This window comes from Enterobacter cloacae complex sp. P6RS (assembly GCF_014982245.1).
Lineage (GTDB): Bacteria > Pseudomonadota > Gammaproteobacteria > Enterobacterales > Enterobacteriaceae > Enterobacter > Enterobacter bugandensis.
In genome coordinates this window covers 1-25,914 of record NZ_JADCLB010000012.1, presented here as the reverse complement: position 1 = coordinate 25,914, position 25,914 = coordinate 1, and the positions used below count along the sequence as shown (strand labels likewise).

Below are 25,914 nucleotides of genomic sequence, written 5' to 3'. Positions count from 1 at the left end.
AAGGTTTTATGCTGAGCATTCTCTGGAATCTGGCGGCGTTCATTGTTGCACTGGGTGTACTGATTACCGTGCATGAATTTGGCCATTTCTGGGTTGCTCGCCGTTGTGGTGTGCGGGTAGAGCGATTCTCCATTGGTTTTGGCAAATCACTCTGGACGCGCACCGACCGTCACGGCACGGAATTTGTCATCGCCCTTATCCCGCTTGGCGGCTACGTCAAAATGCTCGACGAACGTGTTGAGCCTGTCGCTCCCGAACTGCGACACAGTGCGTTTAACAACAAAACCGTTGGACAACGCGCCGCCATCATCGCTGCCGGACCGGTAGCCAACTTCATCTTTGCGATTTTCGCTTACTGGCTGGTGTTTATCATCGGCGTCCCTGGCGTGCGTCCGGTAGTGGGGGATATTGCCCCTGACTCCATCGCGGCGAGTGCGCAAATTACCTCCGGGATGGAACTTAAAGCGATTGATGGCATCGAAACCCCTGATTGGGATGCCGTGCGACTGCAGCTGGTAGCCAAAATTGGCGATCCGCAGACAACTATCAGCGTATCGCCGTTTGGGTCAGACGCGCGTCAGGACAAAGTACTGGATTTACGCCACTGGCGTTTCGAGCCAGACAAAGAGGATCCCGTCGCTGCGCTGGGCATTCGTCCCCGCGGCGCGCAGATTGAGCCGGTATTAGCCGAAGTACAGGCAAATTCGGCGGCGAGCAAAGCGGGTTTGCAAGCTGGCGACAGGATCGTTAAAGTCGATGGTCAAACATTAACAGAGTGGATGACCTTTGTTACTCTGGTGCGCGATAATCCGGGGACGTCCCTCGCGCTGGAAGTTGAAAGGCAAGGCAGTCCGCTTTCGCTGACGCTGATCCCGGATACGAAGTCGGTCGGCAAAAAGGCAGAAGGGTTTGCAGGCGTTGTGCCAAAAGTGATCCCGCTGCCAGATGAGTACAAGACAATACGCCAGTATGGGCCGTTTAGCGCCATTCTTGAAGCCACGGATAAAACATGGCAACTGATGAAGCTGACGGTCAACATGTTGGGGAAATTGATAACCGGTGATGTGAAACTGAACAACCTCAGTGGGCCAATCTCGATTGCTCAGGGGGCTGGGATGTCAGCGGAGTTCGGGGTGATTTACTATCTCATGTTCCTCGCGCTTATTAGCGTGAACCTTGGGATTATCAACCTGTTCCCGCTTCCCGTTTTAGACGGGGGTCATCTGCTGTTTTTAGCGATTGAAAAGCTAAAAGGCGGGCCGGTATCCGAGCGAGTTCAAGACTTTAGTTATCGCATTGGCTCGATTTTGCTGGTGCTGTTAATGGGGCTTGCACTTTTCAATGATTTCTCTCGGTTGTAAGAGAGTTAGTTAGGAAGAACGCATAATAACGATGGCGATGAAAAAGTTGCTCATAGCGTCGCTGCTGTTTAGCAGCGCCACCGTATACGGTGCTGACGGGTTCGTAGTGAAAGATATTCATTTCGAAGGCCTTCAGCGTGTCGCCGTTGGTGCGGCCCTCCTCAGTATGCCTGTGCGCCCCGGCGATACGGTTAATGATGAAGATATCAGTAACACCATCCGTGCTCTGTTTGCCACCGGCAACTTCGAGGACGTCCGTGTCCTGCGCGATGGTGATACGCTGCTGGTACAGGTAAAAGAACGTCCAACGATCGCCAGTATCACTTTCTCCGGCAACAAGTCGGTGAAAGATGACATGCTCAAGCAAAACCTTGAAGCATCGGGTGTTCGTGTGGGTGAATCTCTGGACCGCACAACCCTTTCAGACATTGAAAAAGGTCTGGAAGACTTCTACTACAGCGTCGGTAAATACAGCGCCAGCGTGAAAGCGGTTGTCACTCCGCTCCCGCGTAACCGTGTTGACCTGAAGCTGGTCTTCCAGGAAGGTGTTTCTGCGAAGATCCAGCAGATCAACATCGTGGGTAACCACGCGTTCAGCACCGACGAACTGATCTCGACCTTCCAGCTGCGCGATGAAGTGCCGTGGTGGAACGTGGTTGGCGATCGTAAATACCAGAAACAGAAGCTGGCGGGCGACCTTGAAACCCTGCGCAGCTACTATCTGGATCGCGGTTATGCCCGCTTCAACATCGACTCGACTCAGGTCAGTCTGACTCCGGACAAGAAAGGTATCTACATTACGGTTAACATCACTGAAGGCGATCAGTACAAGCTTTCTGGTGTTGAAGTGAGTGGTAACCTGGCGGGGCATTCTGCTGAGATCGAATCGCTGACCAAAATTCAGCCGGGCGATCTGTACAGCGGATCCAAAGTCACCAAAATGGAAGACAGCATTAAGAAGCTGCTCGGCCGCTATGGTTATGCCTATCCGCGCGTACAAACTCAGCCGGAAATCAACGATGCGGATAAAACCGTTAAGCTGCACGTTAACGTTGATGCGGGTAACCGTTTCTACGTGCGTAAGATCCGCTTCGTCGGTAATGACACCTCTAAAGACTCCGTTCTGCGTCGTGAAATGCGTCAGATGGAAGGGGCGTGGCTGGGCAGCGACCTGGTCGACCAGGGTAAAGAGCGTCTGAACCGTCTGGGCTATTTTGAAACCGTAGATACTGAAACTCAGCGTGTACCGGGCAGCCCGGATCAGGTTGATGTCGTTTATAAAGTGAAAGAGCGTAACACCGGTAGCTTTAACTTCGGCGTGGGCTACGGCACGGAAAGCGGCGTGAGTTTCCAGGTAGGCGTCCAGCAGGATAACTGGCTGGGTACGGGTTACTCTGTTGGTATTAACGGTACCAAAAACGACTACCAGACCTACTCTGAGTTCTCCGTTACCAACCCATACTTCACCGTTGACGGTGTGAGCCTGGGCGGTCGTATCTTCTATAACGACTTTAAAGCGGATGATGCAGATCTGTCTTCCTACACCAACAAAAGTTACGGTGTGGACGGAACGCTTGGCTTCCCGGTTAACGAATACAACACCCTGCGAGCGGGCTTAGGTTACGTGCATAACGACCTGTCCAACATGCAGCCGCAGGTGGCGATGTGGCGTTATCTGGATTCCATCGGCCAGTCGGCGAGTACCTCCAGCGATGACAACGGTTTTGCTGCAGATGACTTCACCTTCAACTATGGCTGGACCTACAACCGTCTTGACCGCGGTTTCTTCCCAACGGAAGGCTCTCGCGTCAACCTGAACGGTAAGGTGACCATTCCTGGTTCCGATAACGAGTTCTACAAGGTGACGCTGGATACCGCGTCCTACTTCCCGATTGATGACGATCACAAGTGGGTGGTGCTGGGTCGTACCCGTTGGGGCTATGGTGACGGTATCGGCAGTAAAGAGTTGCCGTTCTATGAGAACTTCTACGCGGGTGGTTCAAGCACCGTGCGTGGCTTCCAGTCTAACAACATTGGTCCGAAAGCGGTTTATTACGGCGGTAATGATGAAGATAACTGCGCAAGCCGTGATCCAAAACAAGTATGTAGCTCTGATGATGCTGTAGGCGGTAACGCCATGGCCGTGGCCAGCCTGGAGTTCATCACCCCAACGCCATTTATCAGTGATAAATACGCGAACTCCGTACGTACGTCCTTCTTCTGGGATGCGGGTACGGTGTGGGATACCAACTGGGAGAATACTGCCCAGATGCGCGCGGCTGGCGTTCCAGACTATAGCGATCCGGGCAATATTCGCATGTCTGCCGGTATCGCATTACAATGGATGTCACCGCTGGGGCCGTTGGTCTTCTCCTACGCCCAGCCGTTTAAGAAATACGATGGAGACAAAGCGGAGCAATTCCAGTTTAACATTGGTAAAACCTGGTAATAATTCGCTGCAATGGAATGCGTTGGCAGTGTAGCGCTGACAACCGGCGATCGGTAAAACGGTCGCCTTGCCACGCAAAGAACGGTACCTTCTGGTGCCAATGGGATGGTAAGGAGTTAATTGTGAAAAAGTGGTTATTAGCTGCAGGTCTCGGTTTAGCGATGGCAACTTCTGCTCAGGCAGCAGACAAAATCGCAATCGTCAACATGGGTAATTTGTTCCAGCAGGTCGCTCAGAAAACAGGTGTTTCTGCGACTCTGGAAAACGAATTCAAAGGCCGTGCGAGCGAACTGCAGCGTATGGAAGGCGATCTTCAGTCCAAAATGCAGCGTCTGCAGCGTGATGGTTCTACCATGAAAGCAAGCGATCGCAGCAAACTGGAAAAAGACGTTATGGCTCAGCGCCAGACCTTCTCCCAGAAAGCGCAGGCTTTCGAGCAGGATCGTCAGCGTCGTTCTAACGAAGAGCGCGGCAAGCTGGTGACTCGCATTCAGACTGCTGTTAAAGCAGTTGCTGCCGATCAGAGCATCGATCTGGTTGTTGATGCGAACGCCGTTGCTTTCAACAGCAGCGATGTTAAAGACATCACCGCTGATGTTCTGAAACAGGTTAAATAAGTAATGCCTTCAATTCGACTGGCTGATTTAGCTCAGCAGTTGGATGCAGAATTACACGGTGATGGCGATATCGTCATCACCGCTGTTGCGTCCATGCAATCTGCTAAAGCTGGCACGATTACCTTCATGGTAAGCCCTAAGTACCGTGAACAACTGGCTCAATGCCAGGCGTCAGCTGTTGTTCTGACGCAGGACGATCTTCCTTTTGCCACTGGAAGCGCGCTGGTAGTGAAAAATCCCTACCTGACGTATGCACGCATGGCTCAAATTCTTGATACCACGCCGCAGCCGGCGCAGAACATTGCTGCCAGTGCAGCGATTGATCCGACGGCTAAGCTGGGTAACAACGTGGCCGTTGGCGCGAATGCGGTTATTGAATCTGGCGTTGAGCTGGGCGATAACGTCGTCATTGGCCCCGGATGCTTCGTTGGGAAAAATACGAAAATCGGCGCTGGCACCCGTTTATGGGCCAATGTGTCCGTTTATCATGAAGTTGAAATCGGCGAAAATTGCCTCGTCCAGTCCAGTACCGTGATTGGTTCTGATGGCTTTGGTTACGCGAACGATCGCGGTAACTGGGTTAAGATCCCGCAGCTTGGTCGCGTTATTATTGGCGATCGCGTGGAGATCGGAGCCTGTACCACGATCGATCGTGGTGCACTCGACGACACGATCATTGGCAATGGTGTTATCATCGATAACCAGTGCCAGATTGCGCATAACGTTGTGATTGGCGACAATACCGCGGTTGCGGGGGGCGTCATCATGGCGGGCAGCCTGAAAATTGGTCGTTACTGCATGATTGGCGGCGCGAGCGTGATTAATGGTCATATGGAAATATGCGACAAGGTGACGGTGACGGGCATGGGCATGGTAATGCGTCCTATCACTGAACCTGGCGTCTATTCCTCCGGTATTCCGCTGCAACCCAACAAGGTATGGCGTAAAACAGCAGCTCTGGTGATGAACATTGATGATATGAGCAAGCGACTCAAGTCTCTTGAGCGTAAGATCGATCAACAAGACTAAACGTCACCCGTTTAACGCTATCTTTCCCGGCCTGTCGGCTTTCTAATAAACCGGCAGGCCGTGTTATTATTGTTATCAGTACATTTTGACAGGAAGAGTATTTTGACTACTGACACTCATACTCTGCATATTGAAGAGATTTTAGAACTTCTGCCGCACCGCTACCCGTTTTTGCTGGTAGACCGTGTGCTGGATTTTGAAGAAGGTCGTTTTCTGCGCGCAGTGAAAAATGTTTCCGTGAACGAGCCGTTCTTCCAGGGACACTTCCCGGGTAAGCCTATCTTCCCGGGTGTGTTGATTCTGGAAGCGATGGCTCAGGCTACCGGTATTCTGGCGTTTAAAAGCGTCGGTAAGCTGGAGCCGGGTGAACTGTATTACTTCGCAGGTATTGATGAAGCGCGCTTTAAGCGCCCTGTCGTACCTGGTGATCAGATGATCATGGAAGTCACTTTTGAAAAAACGCGTCGTGGCCTGACTCGCTTCAAAGGCGTAGCGCTGGTTGACGGCAAAGTTGTTTGCGAAGCGACGATGATGTGTGCTCGTAGCCGGGAGTCCTGATACGTGATTGATAAATCCGCCTTTATTCATCCTACCGCTATTGTGGAAACCGGTGCCATTATTGGCGCAAACGTCCACATTGGCCCGTTCTGTATTGTTGGACCCCATGTCGAAATTGGTGAGGGTACAGTACTGAAATCTCACGTTGTCGTGAATGGTCACACGACCATTGGCTGCAATAACGAGATCTATCAGTTCGCTTCCATCGGCGAAGTTAACCAGGATCTGAAATATGCTGGTGAGTCGACCCGTCTGGAAATTGGCGATCGTAACCGTATTCGCGAAAGCGTCACCATTCATCGTGGAACAGTGCAGGGTGGTGGGTTGACGAAGGTGGGCAGCGACAACCTGTTCATGGTGAATGCGCACATTGCGCACGACTGTGCCGTGGGCGATCGCTGTATTCTTGCCAACAACGCAACGCTGGCAGGACACGTATCGGTTGATGACTTCGCAATTATTGGCGGCATGACCGCAGTCCATCAGTTCTGCATCATTGGTGCACACGTGATGGTCGGCGGATGCTCCGGTGTGGCGCAGGACGTCCCGCCGTATGTGATTGCGCAGGGCAACCATGCCACGCCGTTTGGCGTGAACATCGAAGGCCTCAAGCGTCGTGGCTTTAGCCGCGAAGCGATTACTGCTATCCGCAACGCGTACAAGCTGCTGTACCGTAGCGGTAAAACGCTGGAAGAGGCGAAGCCGGAAATTGCCGAGCTGGCGAATAAGCATCCTGAAGTGAACGCGTTCATGGAGTTCTTTGACCGTTCCACGAGGGGTCTGATTCGTTAATGGTCGACAGTCGTCCGCTTACGATAGCCCTGGTCGCCGGAGAAACCTCCGGCGATATTCTTGGTGCAGGTCTCATCCGGGCGCTTAAGGCGCGCGTACCCAATGCTCGCTTTGTTGGCGTGGCAGGCCCGCTGATGCAGGCCGAAGGCTGTGAAGCCTGGTATGAAATGGAAGAGCTGGCCGTGATGGGCATCGTCGAGGTGCTGGGGCGCCTGCGACGCCTGCTGCATATTCGTGCCGATCTCACCCGCCGCTTTACCGAACTCAAACCCGATGTGTTTGTCGGTATCGATGCACCTGATTTCAACATTACCCTCGAAGGTAATCTGAAAAAGCAGGGCATCAAAACCATTCATTATGTCAGTCCGTCCGTGTGGGCGTGGCGACAGAAACGCGTTTTCAAAATCGGACGCTCCACCCATCTGGTGCTGGCTTTCCTGCCTTTCGAAAAAGCGTTTTACGACAGATTTAATGTTCCGTGCCGTTTTATCGGTCATACCATGGCGGATGCGATGCCGCTGGACCCGGATAAAAACGCGGCGCGAGACGTGCTGGGCATCCCGCATGATGTGCACTGTCTGGCGCTGCTGCCGGGCAGCCGTGGCGCAGAGGTCGAGATGCTGAGCGCTGATTTCCTGAAGACCGCGCAGATTCTTCGCCAGACCTGGCCCGATCTTGAAGTGGTCGTGCCGCTGGTGAATGCCAAACGCCGCGAGCAGTTTGAGCGTATCAAAGCCGACGTTGCCCCGGATCTTCACGTTCGTCTTCTCGACGGGAAAGGGCGGGAAGCCATGTATGCGAGCGATGCCGCGCTGCTGGCCTCCGGTACGGCGGCGCTGGAGTGTATGCTGGCGAAGTGCCCGATGGTGGTCGGTTATCGCATGAAGCCGTTTACCTTCTGGCTGGCAAAACGTCTGGTGAAAACGGATTATGTCTCCCTGCCAAACCTGCTTGCCGGGCGCGAGCTGGTTAAAGAGCTGTTGCAGGATGAGTGCCAGCCGCAGGCGCTTGCGGATGCCCTGCTGCCGCTGCTGGCCAACGGCAAGACCAGCCACCAGATGCACGATACTTTCCGTGAACTGCATCAGCAGATCCGTTGTAATGCTGATGAGCAGGCGGCTGATGCAGTGCTGGAGTTAGCAAAATGATGGAATTTACTTATCCCCACACGCACCTCGTTGCCGGAGTGGATGAAGTCGGGCGCGGCCCGTTGGTCGGTGCCGTGGTGACCGCGGCGGTGATCCTCGATCCAACGCGCCCGATTATGGGTCTGAACGACTCAAAAAAACTCAGTGAGAAGCGCCGTCTGGCGCTGTTCGATGAAATTAAAGAGAAGGCGCTGGCCTGGAGCGTCGGGCGCGCAGAGCCGAATGAAATCGACGATCTGAATATTCTGCACGCCACGATGCTGGCAATGCAGCGAGCCGTTGCTGGCCTGAAGGTTGTGCCAGAATATGTGCTGATCGACGGTAACCGTTGCCCGGCGCTGCCGATGCCTTCGATGGCCGTCGTTAAAGGCGACAGCCGCGTCGCAGAGATCAGTGCAGCGTCTATTATTGCCAAAGTGACGCGCGACGCCGAAATGGCCGCGCTGGACCTCACTTATCCCGCGTATGGTTTCGCCCAGCATAAGGGATATCCAACGGCTTTCCATCTGGAAAAGCTGGCTGAACATGGCGCAACTGAACATCATCGGCGCAGCTTTGGCCCGGTGAAGCGCGCGCTGGGACTGGTGTCCTGAATCAAGACGCAAGCAATTAAGTAACGCGGGATCTGAAGATGGCTGAACCACGTTTCGTACACCTGCGGGTGCATAGCGACTACTCCATGATCGATGGGCTGGCAAAGACCGGGCCGCTGGTAAAAAAGGCGGCCTCGCTTGGCATGCCTGCGCTGGCGATCACCGATTTTACCAACCTGTGCGGCCTGGTTAAGTTCTACGGGACGGCGCATGGCGCGGGGATGAAGCCTATCGTCGGTGCGGATTTCCATGTGCAGAGCGATCTCATCGGCGATGAACTGACGCAAATCTCCGTGTTGGCGATGAACAATACGGGTTACCAAAACCTCACTCTGCTTATCTCAAAAGCCTATCAGCGCGGTTATGGGGCGCTGGGTCCGTGGATTGACAGGGAATGGCTGGCTGAGCTGAACGAAGGGCTGCTGCTGATCTCCGGCGGCCGTATGGGCGATGTCGGTAAATCACTGCTGCGCGGTAACAGCGCGCTGGTGGATCAGTGCGTCTCGTTCTATGAAGAGTACTTCCCGAATCGTTACTATCTGGAGCTGATTCGCACCGGCCGCCAGGATGAAGAGAACTATCTGCACGCTGCTGTCGCACTGGCAGAAGAGCGCGGCTTGCCTGTGGTGGCAACGAATGACGTGCGTTTCCTGGAGTCCGGCGATTTTGACGCGCATGAAATTCGCGTCGCTATCCACGATGGCTTCACTCTCGACGATCCAAAGCGTCCTCGGAACTACTCATCGCAGCAGTATATGCGCAGCGAAGAGGAGATGTGCGAGCTCTTCTCTGACATTCCGGAAGCGCTGGAAAACAGCGTAGAGATTGCCAAGCGCTGTAACGTGACCGTGCGCCTCGGCGAATACTTCCTGCCGCAGTTCCCGACCGGGGACATGACCACGGAAGATTTCCTGGTCATGAAATCGAAAGAAGGTCTGGAAGAGCGTCTCGAATTCCTGTTCCCGGATGAAGAAGAGCGTAAAAAACGTCGTCCGGAGTATGACGAACGCCTGGATATTGAACTCCAGGTGATTAACCAGATGGGCTTCCCGGGCTACTTCCTGATTGTAATGGAGTTTATCCAGTGGTCGAAGGATAACGGCGTGCCGGTAGGTCCAGGCCGTGGCTCGGGTGCGGGCTCACTGGTGGCGTATGCGCTGAAAATTACCGACCTCGATCCGCTGGAATTTGACCTGCTGTTCGAACGTTTCCTTAACCCGGAACGTGTTTCCATGCCCGACTTCGACGTCGACTTCTGCATGGAAAAACGCGACCAGGTGATTGAGCACGTGGCCGATATGTACGGTCGTGACGCGGTTTCGCAGATCATTACCTTCGGTACCATGGCGGCGAAAGCGGTTATCCGCGACGTGGGCCGCGTGCTGGGCCACCCGTACGGTTTTGTCGATCGTATTTCAAAGCTGGTGCCGCCCGATCCGGGCATGACGCTGGCAAAAGCCTTTGAAGCCGAACCTCAGCTGCCGGAAATCTACGAAGCTGATGAAGAGGTAAAAGCGCTGATCGACATGGCGCGCAAGCTGGAAGGCGTGACGCGTAACGCCGGTAAGCATGCGGGGGGCGTGGTTATCGCCCCGACCAAAATCACCGACTTTGCGCCGCTCTACTGCGACGAAGCGGGCCAGCACCCGGTCACCCAGTTCGATAAAAACGACGTGGAATACGCCGGGCTGGTGAAGTTCGACTTCCTCGGCCTGCGCACGCTGACCATCATCAACTGGGCGCTGGAGATGATCAACGCCCGCCGCGAGAAGAACGGCGAGCCGCCGCTGGATATTGCGGCCATCCCGCTGGATGACAAGAAAAGTTTCGACATGCTGCAGCGCTCGGAGACGACAGCCGTCTTCCAGCTTGAATCCCGCGGCATGAAAGATCTGATTAAACGCCTGCAGCCCGACTGCTTCGAAGATATGATCGCGCTGGTGGCCCTGTTCCGTCCGGGCCCGCTGCAGTCAGGGATGGTGGATAACTTTATCGACCGTAAACACGGGCGCGAAGAGATTTCCTACCCGGACGTGCAGTGGCAGCATGAAAGCCTGAAACCGGTGCTGGAGCCGACCTACGGCATCATCCTGTATCAGGAACAGGTCATGCAGATCGCCCAGGTGCTTTCCGGCTATACCCTTGGCGGCGCGGACATGCTGCGTCGTGCGATGGGTAAGAAAAAGCCGGAAGAGATGGCCAAGCAGCGCTCCATCTTTGAAGATGGGGCGAAGAAAAACGGCGTCGATGGCGAACTGGCGATGAAAATCTTCGACCTGGTGGAGAAATTCGCCGGGTACGGATTTAACAAATCTCACTCCGCCGCCTATGCTTTGGTTTCGTATCAAACGCTGTGGCTCAAGGCCCACTATCCCGCTGAGTTTATGGCGGCGGTAATGACCGCCGATATGGACAACACTGAAAAGGTGGTTGGCCTGGTGGACGAGTGCTGGCGCATGGGGCTGAAGATCCTGCCGCCGGATATTAACTCGGGTCTGTACCATTTCCACGTTAACGATGACGGGGAGATCGTCTACGGGATCGGCGCGATAAAAGGCGTGGGTGAGGGGCCGATCGAGGCGATCATCGAAGCGCGTAATAACGGCGGCTACTTCCGTGAGCTGTTCGATCTGTGCGCCCGTACCGATACCAAAAAACTGAACCGCCGCGTGCTGGAAAAACTGATCATGTCTGGCGCGTTTGACAGGCTGGGGCCACACCGTGCCGCGCTGATGAACTCGCTCGGCGATGCGCTTAAAGCTGCAGATCAGCATGCAAAAGCGGAAGCCATTGGACAGGCGGATATGTTCGGCGTGCTGGCGGAAGAGCCAGAGCAGATCGAGCAGTCCTATTCCAACTGCCAGCCGTGGCCAGAACAGGTGGTGCTGGATGGAGAGCGGGAAACGTTAGGTCTGTACCTGACGGGTCACCCGATCAACCAGTATCTTAAAGAAATTGAGCGCTATGTCGGCGGCCACAGGCTCAAAGACATGCATCCGACAGAACGTGGTAAGATCACCACGGCTGCGGGGCTCGTGATTGCTGCAAGGGTAATGGTCACCAAGCGCGGCAATCGTATCGGCATCTGTACGTTAGATGACCGTTCCGGGCGTCTGGAGGTGATGCTGTTCACCGACGCGCTGGATAAATACCAGCAATTGCTGGAAAAAGACCGCATACTTATCGTCAGCGGACAGGTCAGCTTTGATGACTTCAGCGGGGGGCTTAAAATGACCGCCCGCGAAGTGATGGACATTGACGAAGCCCGGGAAAAATATGCTCGCGGGCTTGCTATCTCGCTGACGGACAGGCAAATTGATGACCAGCTTTTAAACCGACTCCGTCAGTCTCTGGAACCCCACCGCTCGGGGACCATTCCAGTACATCTCTACTATCAGAGGGCGGATGCACGTGCGCGGTTGCGCTTTGGTGCAACGTGGCGTGTCTCTCCGAGCGATCGTTTACTGAACGATCTCCGTGGCCTCATTGGTTCGGAGCAGGTGGAACTGGAGTTTGACTAATACAGGAATACTATGAGTCTGAATTTCCTTGATTTCGAACAGCCGATTGCTGAGCTGGAAGCGAAAATCGATTCTCTGACAGCGGTAAGCCGTCAGGATGAAAAACTGGATATTAACATCGACGAAGAAGTGCATCGTCTGCGCGAAAAAAGCGTAGAGCTGACGCGCAAAATCTTTGCCGATCTCGGCGCATGGCAGATCGCGCAGCTGGCGCGTCATCCACAGCGTCCGTACACCCTGGATTATGTCCGCCTGGCGTTTGACGAATTTGACGAACTGGCAGGAGACCGCGCATACGCTGACGATAAAGCTATCGTTGGCGGTATCGCGCGTCTGGACGGACGTCCGGTGATGATCATTGGTCACCAGAAAGGCCGTGAAACCAAAGAGAAGATCCGTCGTAACTTCGGTATGCCAGCACCAGAAGGCTACCGTAAGGCCCTGCGTCTGATGGAGATGGCTGAGCGTTTCAACATGCCAATCATCACCTTCATCGACACCCCGGGTGCATATCCAGGCGTAGGCGCGGAAGAGCGCGGCCAGTCTGAAGCTATCGCACGCAACCTGCGCGAGATGTCTCGCCTGAAGGTTCCGGTCATCTGTACCGTTATCGGTGAGGGTGGTTCCGGCGGTGCGCTGGCGATTGGCGTGGGCGATAAAGTGAATATGCTACAGTACAGCACCTATTCCGTTATCTCCCCGGAAGGCTGTGCGTCCATTCTGTGGAAAAGCGCCGACAAAGCGCCGCTGGCCGCGGAAGCGATGGGCATCATTGCGCCGCGTCTGAAAGAGCTGAAGCTGATCGACACCGTTATCCCGGAGCCTCTGGGCGGCGCGCATCGTAAGCCGGAAGTGATGGCTGCTTCCCTGAAAGCACAGCTGCTGGCCGACCTGGCCGATCTGGACGTCCTGAGCAAAGAAGACCTGCTCAACCGTCGTTACCAGCGTCTGATGACCTACGGTTACGCGTAAGCTTCACAATTATCTGAAAAGCCGCACATTGTTGCGGCTTTTTTTATACCTGCCGTTTACCTTAACTATGCTTATCTGATGTTTTTCAAGGAGGTAAACCATGAACATCATTGCCATCATGGGGCCACACGGCGTCTTTTATAAAGACGAGCCCATCAAGGAGCTGGAGCAAGCTCTTAAAGCACGCGGATATCAGCTAATCTGGCCGCAAAACAGCGCCGATCTGCTGAAATTCATCGAACATAATCCGCGCATCTGTGGCGTGATATTCGACTGGGACGAATACGACATGGAGTTGTGCAGCGAGATCAACAGGCTGAATGAATACCTTCCGCTCTACGCCTTTATCAACACTCACTCGACCATGGACGTCAGCGCGCACGATATGCGCATGGCGCTGTGGTTCTTCGAATACGCGCTCGGCGTGGCCGAGGACATTGCGACCCGCATTCAGCAGTACACCGGTGAATACCTGGATAACATCACGCCGCCGTTTACGCGCGCGCTGTTCACCTATGCGAAAGAGGGGAAATACACCTTCTGTACGCCGGGACACATGGCCGGAACGGCCTATCAAAAAAGCCCGGTGGGGTGCCTGTTCTATGATTTCTTCGGCGGCAACACCCTGAAAGCAGACGTGTCGATTTCAGTGACAGAACTGGGTTCTCTGCTGGATCACACCGGCCCACATCTTGAAGCTGAAGAGTATATCGCCCGCACCTTTGGCGCCGAGCAGAGCTATATGGTGACCAACGGCACCTCGACCTCGAACAAAATCGTCGGGATGTACGCCGCGCCAACCGGAAGCACGTTGCTGATTGACCGTAACTGCCATAAATCGCTGGCGCACCTGCTGATGATGAGCGACGTCGTCCCGATCTGGCTGTCACCCACGCGTAACGCGCTCGGTATCCTCGGCGGCATTCCGCGCCGGGAGTTCACGCACCAGGCCATCGAAAGTAAGGTTGCGGCGATCCCCGACGCAAGGTGGCCTGTCCATGCGGTAATCACCAACTCCACCTATGACGGTCTGCTGTATAACACGAACTGGATCAAGCAGACGCTGGACGTACCGTCGATCCACTTCGATTCCGCGTGGGTGCCCTATACCAACTTCCACCCGATTTACTCGGGCAAAAGCGGGATGAGCGGCGAGCGCGTGCCGGGCAAGGTCTTTTTCGAAACGCAGTCGACGCACAAAATGCTGGCCGCGTTTTCGCAGGCTTCGTTAATCCATATTAAAGGCGAGTACGACGAGGATACGTTTAACGAAGCCTTTATGATGCACACCACCACCTCACCGAGCTATCCGCTGGTGGCCTCTATCGAGACGGCGGCGGCGATGCTGCGCGGCAATCCGGGTAAACGCCTGATTAACCGCTCGGTGGAACGGGCGCTGCATTTCCGTAAAGAGGTCCAGCGGCTGAAGGATGAGGCCGACGGCTGGTTCTTCGATATCTGGCAGCCGGAAGAGATCGACGAGGCGGAGTGCTGGCCCGTCGCGCCGGGAGAGAGCTGGCACGGCTTCCGGGATGCCGATGCGGACCACATGTTTCTCGATCCTGTTAAGGTGACGATCCTGACGCCGGGCATGGACGAACAGGGCGTGATGGGCGAGGAGGGGATCCCTGCTGCACTGGTAGCGAAGTTCCTTGACGAGCGCGGCGTGGTGGTGGAAAAAACCGGTCCTTACAATCTGCTGTTCCTGTTCAGCATCGGGATCGATAAAACACGGGCGATGGGTTTGCTCCGCGGGCTGATGGAGTTCAAGCGCGCCTATGATCTCAACCTGCGGGTGAAGAACATGCTGCCGGATCTCTACGCGGAAGATCCTGACTTTTACCGCAACATGCGCATTCAGGATCTGGCCCAGGGGATCCACCGGCTGATCCGCCAGCACGATCTGCCGCGCCTGATGCTCCAGGCGTTTGACGTCCTGCCTGATATGAAGCTGACGCCGCACAAAGCCTGGCAGCGGCAGGTGAAAGGCGAAGTCGAAACCGTTGAGCTGGAAAATCTGGTCGGGCGGGTATCGGCCAACATGATCCTGCCGTATCCGCCGGGCGTGCCGCTGCTGATGCCGGGTGAGATGATCACCGAGGAGAGCCGGGCGGTGCTCGATTTTCTGCTGATGCTCTGTTCGGTAGGACGTCACTATCCAGGCTTTGAAACGGATATCCACGGCGCGAAACGCGATGAAAACGGCGTGTACTGGGTGCGAGTCCTAAAATAAAGGTGACCGCTTGCCAGGTGTGGGTTTTCGGTTGTAACGTTCAGGCATCATAAAAAGGAGAAGCTATGCTGGGTTTAAAAGCGGTTCACCATATTGCGATCATCGCCACCGATTACGCGAAAAGTAAGGCCTTCTACTGCGACATTCTTGGCTTTACGCTCATGAGCGAGGCCTACCGCGAGGAGCGTGACTCCTGGAAGGGCGATCTCGCGCTAAACGGGCAGTATGTGATTGAGCTGTTCTCTTTTCCTTTCCCGCCTTCGCGTCCGTCCCGCCCGGAAGCCTGCGGCCTGCGTCATCTGGCTTTCAGCGTTGATGACCTTGATAGCGCAGTAAAACATCTGGAAGCCCACGGCGTGGCCTGTGAAGCGATTCGCGTCGATCCGTTTACCGATAAGCGTTTCACCTTTTTCAACGATCCGGACGGCCTGCCGCTGGAGCTTTACCAGCAGTAATGTTTGTCCTGTGTGATAATGCCCGCTCAGTTCGGGCATTTTTTATGTGTAATTTCCTATGACCTTACCTGCTATCGCACAAGCCGTTTCACCGTACCGCCAGCTGCTGGTGGGGTTTAGCGGTGGCCTGGATTCCACCGTGTTGCTACATCGCCTTAAGTGCTGGCGCGACCGGGACCCTGGCGTCCAGCTTCGGGCTATACATATCCACCACGGACTAAGCCGTCATGCAGAGGAGTGGGTGGCGCACTGTGAAGCTTTGTGTGAGGCGTGGGCTATCCCGCTCATCGTTGAGCGCGTCACGCTTGCTGATGAAGGATTGGGTATTGAGGCGCAGGCGCGTAAAGCCCGCTATACCGCTTTTGCCGGCGTATTGCTGCCCGGCGAAGCGCTGGTCACGGCGCAGCATCTGGACGATCAGTGCGAAACTTTTTTGCTGGCGCTTAAGCGTGGCAGCGGACCCGCGGGGCTTTCCGCCATGCCGGCGCGTTCTGATTTTGCCGGAACGCAATTATTACGGCCGCTGCTTGGCGAGACACGCGCGTCGCTGGAAGCCTGGGCGCGGGAACATCAGCTGAGCTGGATCGAAGATGAGAGCAACCAGGACGATAGCTACGATCGTAACTTCCTGCGTCTGCGCGTCCTCCCGCTTTTAAGCGAGCGCTGGCCGCATTTCGCCGACGCGACGGCAAGAAGCGCCATGCTGTGTGCCGAACAGGAGAGCCTGCTGGATGAGTTACTCAGCGAGGAGCTGTCTGACCTCATTTCAGAAGACGGAGCGCTGGCAATTGCGCCTCTGGAGGCGATAAGCCCGGCGCGTCGGGCCGCGCTGTTACGTCGCTGGCTCGCCACGCATCATGCTGCGATGCCGTCGCGGGCAATGCTTAGCCGTATCTGGGACGAAGTCGCGCAGGCGCGGGAAGATGCTTCCCCCTGCGTACACCTGAGTGGATATGAGGTCAGACGCTATAAAGGCAAACTCTGGTGGGTAAAATACTCCCCCTCGCTGACCGATGTGGTGCTTCACTGGACCTCACCAGAGGCACCGCTGATATTGCCCCAGGACGCGGGGAGTGTCTCTCTGATGCCGACTGGTCATGTGCGTCTGCCAAAGCCCGGTGAACCCGTCAGCGTGCGCTTTAAGGCTGGCGGCTTGCTGCATATCGTCGGACGCAACGGGGGACGGAAGCTGAAAAAGATATGGCAAGAGTACAACGTGCCGCCGTGGCTGCGCGACACCACGCCGCTGCTGTTCTACGGTGAAACGCTGATTGCTGCTGCAGGGGTGTTCATCACGGAAGAGGGGTGGACAGAAGAGGGTGCCAGCTTCGAGTGGCGGAAAGCGTAACGGGCAGCCCGGCTGCCCGTTAGTGTCATCAGGATTCGCTCACCACGACGGTGCCGATTTGCGGGTGGCTGAAGCTGGCTATTTTGTCCAGACGCAGCTCGCGCGTCGCACCAGCATCTTCCACGACCAGGTATTCCACATTCTTGCGTGAAAGCAGATCGCTGGCCTTCGCCTTCAACACTTCGCCATCTTTTAGCTCCAGCGTCAGTATTAAATGATGCTGGCAGGCGAGTTCGAGGTTGTCATAGTCATCACAATTGATGGGTTGATAAGTATCATTCATCGACATAATCGCTCACCAGTAAATTCGCCGCAGCATACGCTGCTTTTTCCCTGACCGACTCTGAAAGGCTCTCATCAGAGGCCACTTCATTAAGCACCTTCAATACACAGCCCAACGCGTCCGGGACATACCCCAGATCTCCGCTGGCGATTTCCGCATACCGTTTGCGAATTAACTCACAATAATTATTCACATCCCCTCCCGCCAGCGCACTGACTTACTGTGAGATATCATTAAGCCTACGAAGATAAACTCGGTTTAGCAAGGTGACTATACCATACTCATCTAAGCAATATCAGCGCCTTGATAGCGGTGTATTTATTACTCCGTAACAGCCTTTTGCCTCCGTTTTCGCTACAATGTGCGGCTGATTCGAATGGAGTTCTCTCATGGCGCTGAAAGCGACAATTTATAAAGCAGTGGTCAACGTGGCCGATCTTGATCGCAACCAGTTTCTGGACGCGTCGCTTACGCTGGCACGCCACCCCTCCGAAACACAGGAGCGTATGATGCTGCGCCTGCTGGCGTGGATTAAGTATGCTGATGAACGTCTGCAGTTTACCCGTGGGTTAAGCGCGGAAGACGAGCCTGAAGCCTGGCTGCGCAACGACCATCTGGGGATCGATTTATGGATTGAACTCGGTCTGCCGGATGAGCGCAGGATTAAAAAGGCGTGTACTCAGTCTGCGGAAGTGGCGTTATTCGCCTATAACCAGCGCGCGGCGGAGATTTGGTGGCAGCAAAATAAGAATAAATGCGCGCAGTTTAAAAATCTCGCCGTCTGGTATCTGGATGATGAACAGCTGGCGCAGCTGAGCGAGTTCGCCAGCCGGACGATGGCGCTGCAGGCAACGATTCAGGACGGAGCCATCTGGCTTTCTGATTCTCAGAATAATCTGGAAATTCATCTGACAGCCTGGCAGCCTGCGCCATGATCGTCTTGTCCCGAAGCGTCAGCATCCCTGATAGCGAGCTGGAGATCGCCGCCATCCGTGCTCAGGGCGCGGGCGGGCAGCACGTCAACAAGGCGTCGACGGCTATCCATTTGCGTTTTGACATTCGGGCCTCAAGCCTGCCAGAGTATTATAAAGAAAGTCTGCTTGCCGCCAGCCATCATCTGATTACCAGCGATGGCGTGATTGTGATCAAAGCCCAGGAGTACCGCAGCCAGGAATTAAACCGGGAAGCGGCGCTAGCCAGGCTGGTGGCGGTCATCAAAGAGTTAACGGCAGTACAAAAAAGCCGCCGGGCAACGCGGCCAACCCGCGCATCGAAAGAGCGTCGGCTGTCCTCGAAAGCCCAAAAATCCACAGTGAAAGCATTACGCGGTAAAGTTCGTCGCCCGATGGAGTGACGAAAGGGAACACAATTTTCATAAGGAATTCATTGTGAAAAAAGCATTATTTTCAGCGCTGGCAGTGAGTACACTGTTTGCGCTTTTCGGGTGTAACAACCGTTCTGAAACGCAGGTTTTGCAGCCAGCGCAGAATGAAGAGTTAAAGCCAATGCAGCAGAGCTGGCGCGGCGTATTGCCTTGCGCGGACTGCGAAGGCATTGAAACGTCACTGTTCCTGCAAAAAGACGGTACCTGGGTGATGAACCAGCGCTACCAGGGGGCGAAAGAACCCTCTTCATTTGCCACCTACGGGACATGGGCGCGTACGGCGGAGAAGCTGGTCCTGACGGATACCTCCGGTGACAAAACCTGGTTCCGCCCAAAAGGTGAGAACATGGAAATGCTCGACCGGGAAGGCAATCCGATTGAATCCCAGCTCAACTACACGCTGACGCCGGTGAAAGCGTCGCTGCCAGCCACGCCAATGGCGATGCGGGGGATGTATTTCTATATGGCGGATGCGGCGATCTTTACCGACTGCGCTACCGGTAAGAAAGTCAGCGTGGCAAACAATGCGCAGCTTGAACGTGATTACGCCGTGGCGCGCGGCAATGACAGCAAGCCGGTATTGCTGACGGTTGATGGCCACTTTACGCTGGAGCCAAACCCGGATAGCGGGGAGATGGTGAAAACGCTGGTGGCAGATAAAGACGCGAAGTTTGTCGCGGGTAAAGACTGTAACAGTAAATAAATTGACGTTGAGCCATTAAAAAACCCCGCCAGAGCGGGGTTTTTTGTTTAGCCTTTGATGGCTTTCACCAGGTAATCAAGAATATCGCCGGTCTTGATCATCTGTTTTTCGCCGCTGCGACGGTATTTGTATTCAATCTCTTCGCTGTCGAGGTTACGGTCGCCGATGACGACGGTGTGCGGGATACCGATCAGTTCCATATCGGCAAACATCACGCCCGGACGCTCTTTACGGTCATCCATCAGCACTTCGATACCCTGAGCGCGCAGCTCGGCGTACAGCTTCTCGGCCAGCTCCTGCACGCGGTAAGACTTGTGCATGTTCATTGGCAGAATGGCCACCTGGAACGGCGCGATATTGTCCGGCCAGACGATGCCGCGCTCGTCGTAGTTCTGCTCGATGGCCGCAGCCACCACGCGCGTTACCCCGATACCGTAGCAGCCCATGGTCAGGATCTGGTTACGGCCATCTTCACCCTGAACGGCGGCGTTCAGCGCACGAGAGTATTTATCACCCAGCTGGAAGATGTGGCCCACTTCGATACCGCGCTTGATCATCAGCGTACCCTGGCCGTCCGGGCTTGGGTCGCCTGCAACCACGTTACGGATGTCTGCCACTTCTGGCGTCGCCACGTCGCGATCCCAGTTAATGCCGAAGTAATGTTTACCGTCGATGTTAGCACCCGCGGAGAAGTCGCTCATTGCAGCAACCGTGCGGTCAATAACGACAGGAACCGGCATATTCACCGGACCGAGAGAGCCTGGGCCGGCATTCACGACGGCGCGGATTTCCGCTTCCGTGGCGAACGTCAGCGGGCTGGCGACCTGCGGCAGCTTTTCGGCTTTCACTTCGTTCAGTTCATGATCGCCACGCACCAGCAGGGCAACCAGCGGGTAAGCGCTGCCTTCGGTGGATTTCACCAGCAGCGTTTTCACGGTTTTCTCGACTGGCAGACTGAACTGCTCAACCAGCTCGGCGATGGTTTTCGCATTTGGCGTATCAACCAGCGTCATCTCTTGCGTTGCCGCGCCGCGAGGTTCTTTTGGTGCCAGCGCTTCTGCAAATTCGATGTTCGCCGCGTAGTCTGAAGAGTCAGAGAAGATCACATCGTCTTCACCGCTCTGCGCCAGAACCTGGAACTCATGGGACGCGCTACCGCCGATGGAGCCGGTATCAGCCTGCACAGCGCGGAAATCCAGACCCATGCGGGAGAAGATTTTGCTGTAAGCCTCGTACATTTTGTCGTAGGTCTCTTGCAGCGATTCCTGTGACGTATGGAAAGAGTAGGCATCTTTCATCAGGAATTCGCGAGAGCGCATCACGCCGAAACGTGGGCGCACTTCGTCACGGAACTTGGTCTGGATCTGGAAGAAGTTCAGCGGCAGCTGTTTGTAAGAGCTCAGCTCGTTACGAATCAGATCGGTAATGACTTCTTCATGCGTTGGACCGAGAACGAACGGACGCTCGCCGCGATCGACGAAGCGCAGCAGTTCTGGGCCATATTGCTCCCAACGACCGCTCTCCTGCCACAGGTCAGCGGGCTGAACGACGGGCATGGACACCTCGATAGCACCGGCGTTGTTCATCTCTTCACGCACGATGTTTTCGACTTTTTTCAGGACGCGCACGCCGGTCGGCAGCCAGGTGTATAACCCGGAGGCCAGCTTGCGGATCATCCCGGCGCGCAGCATCAGCTGATGGCTGATCACTTCGGCGTCGGCAGGTGTCTCCTTCAGAGTGGAGAGCAGATATTGGCTAGTACGCATGTTGTTACGGTTCCATTTCGACGATTGGAACAGGCTGAAACGCCAGCCTGACACAAAAAAAGTGGTTTAGTTTACCAGTGTGGCAAAGATGCCAAAAGAGAGGAGAACAAAATTACCTGGGTTCAAGGGCAAACACTTCGAAACCTGCCCCAGTGACGCGCCAGCGCACGTTAAAATCCAGCAGCCAGACGGCGTACGTCTTTCCTGCTTCCTCTTCTTTACGGTAGGCCGGACGGGGGTCCTGTGCCAGAACTTCAGTGATGAAATGCCGTAAGCGAGGATAGCGTTTCTCCAGCTGACTCAGCTGTAAGGCTATCTCAGGCGTAAACGAGACTGGCATATCCGCCTGCGGTGCGTCCTGAGCGTAGCTTGCACGCGCATTCGGGAGGGATTCGGCGAAAGGCAAATAGGGTTTAATGTCGATAACCGGCGTGCCGTCAACCAGGTCCAGGCTGCCCAGCTCAAGGATGACCTGATCCTTCTGGCAACGTATGCCTTTCAGTTCAACCAGCGACATCCCGATCGGATTTGGGCGGAAGGTCGAACGAGTCGCAAACACGCCCATTCTCGCATTTCCGCCCAGGCGCGGGGGACGCACGGTGGGACGCCAGCCGCCTTCCATTGTCTGGTGAAAAACAAATACCACCCATAAGTGACTGAAAGACTCGAGCCCGCGTACCGCATCGGCCTGGTTATAAGGTGCCTGAAGATGAAGCTCGCCGCTGCCGCTGGTGACCAGACCGGGCTGGCGGGGCACGGCGAACTTCTCTTTATACGGAGAGTGGATAACGCCTATTTGCTCAAACTGAAATGCACTCATTTCGCCGTAATGTTCAGCGCAGAACCGATGCAAACCGCCTGACGGTAGCAGCCCGGCGTGCCGCTGGTGACTTCGCAGCTGTGCAGCAGCACCGCGTTAGCTTTCATTTTTGCGGCGTTAATCTGCATGCGTTTACGCGCAGTCGGGATATTCGGTGGAGAGTCCTGATTGGTTGCCTGACAGGATTCACCGCTCACTTCACCCAGTTCACGGAACGGTTTGCCGACCAGTTCGTCAGCCTTGGTGATAATGCGAACCGGCGCAGGGCGAACCACTTTCGGTTTTGCAGGCTCTGTTTTTGGCGGGGTTGCCGTGCTTTGAACGGGTTCAACAGGAGATCTGCTTAGCATAGAACAGCCGCTCAGCATGAGTGCTAAAAGACAGATCGGTAAAGCACGCATAATAATTCCTCAATGGATAATCAAAACGTCAGATATTGAATCAGGTGACTGCACAAATGACAAGACGGGCATAAGCCCGTCCTGATGATATTACACTGAGGTGAGATTACCAGCCTTTAACAGCGCCGCCGTTAAACACTTTGTTGGCTTCCTGGTAAACTTCGTCTGACTGATAGGCCTGGACGAACTTCTTCACGTTTTCCGCGTCTTTGTTATCTTCGCGAGTCACGATCAGGTTAACGTACGGAGAGTCTTTATCTTCAACGAAGATACCGTCTTTCGCTGGCGTCAGGCCAATCTGGCTGGCGTAAGTGGTGTTGATAACGGCCAGGGCGATCTGCGCATCGTCCAGAGAACGCGGCAGCTGCGGTGCTTCCAGTTCAACAATTTTCAGATTTTTCGGGTTCTCGGTGACATCCAGAACGGTTGGCAGCAGGCCAACGCCGTCTTTCAGTTTGATCAGGCCCACTTTCTGCAGCAGCAGCAGGGAGCGTCCGAGGTTGGTTGGATCGTTAGGCACGGCTACCTGAGAACCCGGCTGCAGTTCGTCCAGCGATTTAATTTTCTTGGAGTAGCCTGCAATCGGGTAGACGAAGGTGTTACCGACACCTACCAGTTTATAGCCGCGATCTTTGATCTGCTGATCCAGGTATGGCTTATGCTGGAAGGCGTTGGCGTCGATATCGCCTTTGCTCAGCGCTTCGTTCGGCAGAACGTAATCGTTGAAGGTTACGAGCTCAACGTCCAGACCGTATTTTTCTTTCGCCACTTTCTGAGCAACTTCAGCAACCTGCTGTTCTGCACCTACGATAACGCCCACTTTAATATGGTTTGGATCTTTTTCGTCCTGACCGCAACCCACCAGTGCCAGAGAGCCAATCAGCGCGCCTACTGCTGCAAAGGTCTTTAATTTAAACGCCATGTTTTATCCTTAACTCGTCGAGTTTGTGTTGTGTGTAACGTTATTTGTGAGTAACAGCCCGGACGATGCGATCGCCAGAGAACTGGATTAAGTAAACCAGAACAACCAGCAATACCAGAACGGTATTCATCACGGTAGCGTTATATCCAATATAGCCGTACTGATAACCAATCTGTCCTAAACCGCCAGCGCCAACTGCACCGCCCATCGCGGAATACCCTACCAGAGTAATAAGCGTAATCGTTGCCGCGTTCACCAGGCCCGGCAGTGCTTCAGGCAGCAGAACCTTGCGGACGATCTGCATAGGTGTTGCCCCCATTGCACGAGAAGCTTCAATCAAACCGGTTGGGATCTCCAGCAGGGCGTTCTCCACCATACGGGCGATAAACGGCGCAGCGCCTACGGTCAGCGGAACGATAGCCGCCTGCAGACCAATCGATGTGCCGACGATCACGCGGGTAAACGGAATCATCCACACCAGCAGAATAATAAACGGGATGGAACGGAAGATATTCACCAGCGCGGAGAGCGTACGGTAGAGCTTCGCGTTCTCAATGATTTGACCCGGACGCGTCACGTACAGCAGTACGCCTACCGGCAGGCCAATCACAAAACCAAAGAAACCCGATACAAAGGTCATTGCCAGCGTTTCCCAAACGCCGCGAACCAGTAGCCACATCATCGGCTCAGACATAACCCAGTACCTCTACTTTTACATGATGTTCTTGCAGCCAGGCGATTGCGGCCTGGGTTTCTTCTTGAGTGCCGTGCATTTCCGTCAGCATGATGCCGAACTTCACGCCACCGGCGTAATCCATCTGCGCGCTAATAATGTTGTTGTTCACGTTAAAGCGACGCGCGGTTTCGGAAAGCAGAGGGGCATCAACGGACTGACCGGTGAATTCCATACGCAACATCGGGACGCTGTCCGCCGTTGCCTCGGTTTTCAAACGCTCCAGATAATCTTCTGGAATATCCAGATGCAGCGTGGACTGAATAAACTGCTGCGCCAGCGGCGTTTTCGGATGGGAAAACACTTCGCTTACCGTGTCCTGCTCGATCAGTTCACCATTGCTAATGACCGCCACGCAGTCGCAGATGCGTTTCACCACGTCCATCTCGTGCGTAATAAGGAGGATCGTCAGGCCCAGGCGACGGTTAATGTCCTTCAGCAGTTCCAGAATAGAACGCGTGGTGGCCGGATCCAGTGCGCTGGTAGCTTCGTCGCACAGCAGTACTTTTGGGTTGCTGGCCAGCGCGCGGGCAATAGCAACACGCTGCTTCTGCCCACCGGACAGATTTGCCGGGTAGCTATCATGCTTATCACCCAGACCCACGAGGTCGAGCAGTTCGGTAACGCGACGCTTCACTTCTTCTTTCGGCGTGTTATCCAGCTCCAGCGGTAAGGCGACGTTGCCGAACACCGTGCGGGAAGCCAGCAGGTTAAAGTGCTGGAAGATCATGCCAATTTGACGGCGCGCTTTGGTGAGTTCTTTTTCTGAAAGGGCGGTAAGTTCCTGACCGCCAACTTCTACGCTGCCCTGGGTTGGGCGCTCAAGCAGGTTAACACAACGGATCAGCGTGCTTTTACCCGCACCCGATGCGCCAATGACGCCATAAATTTGACCAGCAGGAACATGCAGGCTGACGTTGTTCAGCGCCTGAATGGTTCGGTTCCCCTGCTGGAACACTTTGGTGATATTGGAAAGTTTAATCATTAGATTATTTTTATCGTATGTAAGTTAGCCGTGGCATTTTCTTCTGCCAGATACGGGTGATGACCGTAAACAAAACGGATGTTAAGGCATCCAGACGTCTAAATCAATCCAACTCTGTACGATGAGCACTTTATTGCGCTGCGATTCATGAGATACTAGCTCAACAGGCCTTTTTCAGGAGCAAACCGGTGGCAAAATCAGTACCCGCAATTTTTCTCGACCGTGATGGCACTATTAATGTGGATCACGGTTATGTGCATGAGATCGATGAATTCGAATTTATCGACGGCGTTATAGAGGCAATGCGCCAGCTAAAAGAGATGGGCTATGCGCTGGTGGTCGTAACGAACCAGTCCGGCATCGCGCGCGGTAAGTTCACCGAAGCGCAGTTTGAGACGCTGACGGAGTGGATGGACTGGTCGCTGGCCGATCGCGGTGTCGATCTTGATGGCATTTACTACTGCCCGCACCACCCGCAGGGAACGGTAGAAGAATATCGTCAGACCTGTGACTGCCGTAAACCGCATCCGGGCATGTTTAACTCTGCGCAGGAGTTCTTGCATATTGATATGGCTGCTTCTTATATGGTGGGCGATAAGCTGGAAGATATGCAGGCGGCCGCAGCGGCGGGAGTGGGTACCAAAATATTAGTGCGTACCGGTAAGCCCGTAACGCCAGAAGCAGAAAGTGCAGCGGATTGGGTGATTAATAGTCTGGCAGAGCTGCCAAAAGAGATAAAAAAGCATCAGAAATAGCCTTTTTGGCGAAAAGGTGAGCGGTCGAAATAAAAATGCATATTTCCGCTTGTCATTCCTCGGCAGCTCCCTATAATGCGCCTCCA

25 protein-coding genes are annotated in these 25,914 nt (G+C 54.7%); 17 read left to right on the top strand and 8 right to left on the bottom strand.

The features are described 5' to 3' along the window. The first annotated feature begins 8 nt into the window (after positions 1-8). The 13 genes from rseP (at position 9) to tilS (ending at position 17,076) form a co-directional block, all read left to right on the top strand. The gene (gene rseP / locus INF73_RS07070) at positions 9-1,361 is read left to right on the top strand and encodes a sigma E protease regulator RseP (RefSeq protein WP_028015583.1); all 1,353 of its coding nucleotides are present in this window, start codon (positions 9-11) and stop codon (positions 1,359-1,361) included. Positions 1,362-1,392: 31 nt separating this feature from the next. Further along, complete coding sequence (gene bamA / locus INF73_RS07065) at positions 1,393-3,810, top strand: outer membrane protein assembly factor BamA (RefSeq protein WP_028015584.1); 2,418 nt, start codon at positions 1,393-1,395, stop codon at positions 3,808-3,810. Between the two features lie 122 nt (positions 3,811-3,932). Further along, entirely contained in the window at positions 3,933-4,427 is a 495-nt protein-coding gene (skp, locus tag INF73_RS07060) for a molecular chaperone Skp (RefSeq protein WP_014882635.1), read from the top strand. Between the two features lie 3 nt (positions 4,428-4,430). Then, the gene (lpxD, locus tag INF73_RS07055) at positions 4,431-5,456 is read left to right on the top strand and encodes a UDP-3-O-(3-hydroxymyristoyl)glucosamine N-acyltransferase (RefSeq protein ID WP_041911190.1); all 1,026 of its coding nucleotides are present in this window, start codon (positions 4,431-4,433) and stop codon (positions 5,454-5,456) included. A gap of 102 nt (positions 5,457-5,558) precedes the next feature. Beyond that, positions 5,559-6,014 carry a 3-hydroxyacyl-ACP dehydratase FabZ gene (fabZ, locus tag INF73_RS07050; protein WP_010426706.1) on the top strand — a complete coding sequence of 152 codons (456 nt, stop codon included), beginning with the start codon at positions 5,559-5,561 and terminating at the stop codon, positions 6,012-6,014. 3 nt (positions 6,015-6,017) lie between these two features. Then, complete coding sequence (lpxA, locus tag INF73_RS07045) at positions 6,018-6,806, top strand: acyl-ACP--UDP-N-acetylglucosamine O-acyltransferase (RefSeq protein ID WP_041911189.1); 789 nt, start codon at positions 6,018-6,020, stop codon at positions 6,804-6,806. Continuing rightward, positions 6,806-7,954 (top strand): lipid-A-disaccharide synthase, encoded by a 1,149-nt coding sequence (lpxB, locus tag INF73_RS07040; RefSeq protein WP_088204395.1) that lies wholly within the window; start codon positions 6,806-6,808, stop codon positions 7,952-7,954. The genes lpxA and lpxB overlap by 1 nt, the downstream gene beginning before the upstream one ends. After that, a complete protein-coding gene (gene rnhB, locus INF73_RS07035) occupies positions 7,951-8,547 on the top strand; it encodes a ribonuclease HII (RefSeq protein ID WP_028015588.1) in 597 nt (198 codons plus the stop codon). The genes lpxB and rnhB overlap by 4 nt, the downstream gene beginning before the upstream one ends. 38 nt (positions 8,548-8,585) lie before the next feature. Next, positions 8,586-12,068 (top strand): DNA polymerase III subunit alpha, encoded by a 3,483-nt coding sequence (gene dnaE, locus INF73_RS07030; protein WP_041911187.1) that lies wholly within the window; start codon positions 8,586-8,588, stop codon positions 12,066-12,068. 12 nt (positions 12,069-12,080) lie between these two features. After that, positions 12,081-13,040, top strand: coding sequence for an acetyl-CoA carboxylase carboxyl transferase subunit alpha (gene accA / locus INF73_RS07025; protein ID WP_013095666.1), 960 nt, complete (start codon positions 12,081-12,083; stop codon positions 13,038-13,040). A gap of 100 nt (positions 13,041-13,140) precedes the next feature. Then, entirely contained in the window at positions 13,141-15,273 is a 2,133-nt protein-coding gene (locus tag INF73_RS07020) for a lysine decarboxylase LdcC (protein ID WP_193540315.1), read from the top strand. A 65-nt stretch (positions 15,274-15,338) separates the two neighbouring features. After that, positions 15,339-15,728 carry a VOC family protein gene (locus INF73_RS07015; protein WP_047367363.1) on the top strand — a complete coding sequence of 130 codons (390 nt, stop codon included), beginning with the start codon at positions 15,339-15,341 and terminating at the stop codon, positions 15,726-15,728. 58 nt (positions 15,729-15,786) lie between these two features. Next, positions 15,787-17,076, top strand: a complete 1,290-nt coding sequence (gene tilS / locus INF73_RS07010; RefSeq protein ID WP_193540317.1) for a tRNA lysidine(34) synthetase TilS — start codon at positions 15,787-15,789, stop codon at positions 17,074-17,076. Positions 17,077-17,104: 28 nt separating this feature from the next. On the opposite strand, the gene rof is transcribed toward tilS, so the two are convergent. After that, positions 17,105-17,365, bottom strand: coding sequence for a Rho-binding antiterminator (gene rof, locus INF73_RS07005; RefSeq protein ID WP_028015593.1), 261 nt, complete (start codon positions 17,363-17,365; stop codon positions 17,105-17,107). Continuing rightward, the gene (locus INF73_RS07000; protein WP_008501889.1) at positions 17,352-17,552 is read right to left on the bottom strand and encodes a YaeP family protein; all 201 of its coding nucleotides are present in this window, start codon (positions 17,550-17,552) and stop codon (positions 17,352-17,354) included. The genes rof and INF73_RS07000 overlap by 14 nt, the downstream gene beginning before the upstream one ends. 196 nt (positions 17,553-17,748) lie before the next feature. Between INF73_RS07000 and INF73_RS06995 the strand changes: the two genes are divergently transcribed. Genes INF73_RS06995 through nlpE form a run of 3 tightly spaced genes read left to right on the top strand, consistent with a single transcriptional unit; the run spans position 17,749 to position 19,446 of the window. After that, positions 17,749-18,294: a YaeQ family protein gene (locus INF73_RS06995; RefSeq protein ID WP_028015594.1), complete on the top strand. Its 546-nt coding sequence runs from the start codon at positions 17,749-17,751 to the stop codon at positions 18,292-18,294. Next, a complete protein-coding gene (gene arfB, locus INF73_RS06990) occupies positions 18,291-18,713 on the top strand; it encodes an alternative ribosome rescue aminoacyl-tRNA hydrolase ArfB (RefSeq protein ID WP_028015595.1) in 423 nt (140 codons plus the stop codon). Before INF73_RS06995 ends, arfB begins: the two co-directional genes overlap by 4 nt. Positions 18,714-18,747: 34 nt before the next feature. Then, positions 18,748-19,446, top strand: coding sequence for an envelope stress response activation lipoprotein NlpE (gene nlpE, locus INF73_RS06985; protein WP_045259503.1), 699 nt, complete (start codon positions 18,748-18,750; stop codon positions 19,444-19,446). Positions 19,447-19,493: 47 nt separating this feature from the next. Here the strand turns inward: nlpE and proS are convergent, their stop codons facing one another. From proS to metN, 6 genes are all read right to left on the bottom strand, one after another. Next, the gene (proS, locus tag INF73_RS06980; protein WP_193540319.1) at positions 19,494-21,212 is read right to left on the bottom strand and encodes a proline--tRNA ligase; all 1,719 of its coding nucleotides are present in this window, start codon (positions 21,210-21,212) and stop codon (positions 19,494-19,496) included. 112 nt (positions 21,213-21,324) lie between these two features. Then, a complete protein-coding gene (tsaA, locus tag INF73_RS06975; protein ID WP_041911179.1) occupies positions 21,325-22,032 on the bottom strand; it encodes a tRNA (N6-threonylcarbamoyladenosine(37)-N6)-methyltransferase TrmO in 708 nt (235 codons plus the stop codon). Next, on the bottom strand, positions 22,029-22,433 hold the full coding sequence (gene rcsF, locus INF73_RS06970; RefSeq protein ID WP_008501883.1) for an Rcs stress response system protein RcsF: 405 nt from the start codon (positions 22,431-22,433) through the stop codon (positions 22,029-22,031). Before rcsF ends, tsaA begins: the two co-directional genes overlap by 4 nt. Positions 22,434-22,539: 106 nt before the next feature. Beyond that, entirely contained in the window at positions 22,540-23,355 is an 816-nt protein-coding gene (gene metQ / locus INF73_RS06965) for a methionine ABC transporter substrate-binding lipoprotein MetQ (protein WP_014168729.1), read from the bottom strand. Between the two features lie 40 nt (positions 23,356-23,395). After that, positions 23,396-24,049 carry a methionine ABC transporter permease MetI gene (locus tag INF73_RS06960; RefSeq protein WP_003856130.1) on the bottom strand — a complete coding sequence of 218 codons (654 nt, stop codon included), beginning with the start codon at positions 24,047-24,049 and terminating at the stop codon, positions 23,396-23,398. Continuing rightward, positions 24,042-25,073: a methionine ABC transporter ATP-binding protein MetN gene (gene metN, locus INF73_RS06955; RefSeq protein WP_028015600.1), complete on the bottom strand. Its 1,032-nt coding sequence runs from the start codon at positions 25,071-25,073 to the stop codon at positions 24,042-24,044. Before metN ends, INF73_RS06960 begins: the two co-directional genes overlap by 8 nt. Before the next feature lie 188 nt (positions 25,074-25,261). Between metN and gmhB the strand changes: the two genes are divergently transcribed. Then, positions 25,262-25,828, top strand: a complete 567-nt coding sequence (gene gmhB / locus INF73_RS06950) for a D-glycero-beta-D-manno-heptose 1,7-bisphosphate 7-phosphatase (protein WP_028015601.1) — start codon at positions 25,262-25,264, stop codon at positions 25,826-25,828. Positions 25,829-25,914 lie beyond the last annotated feature (86 nt).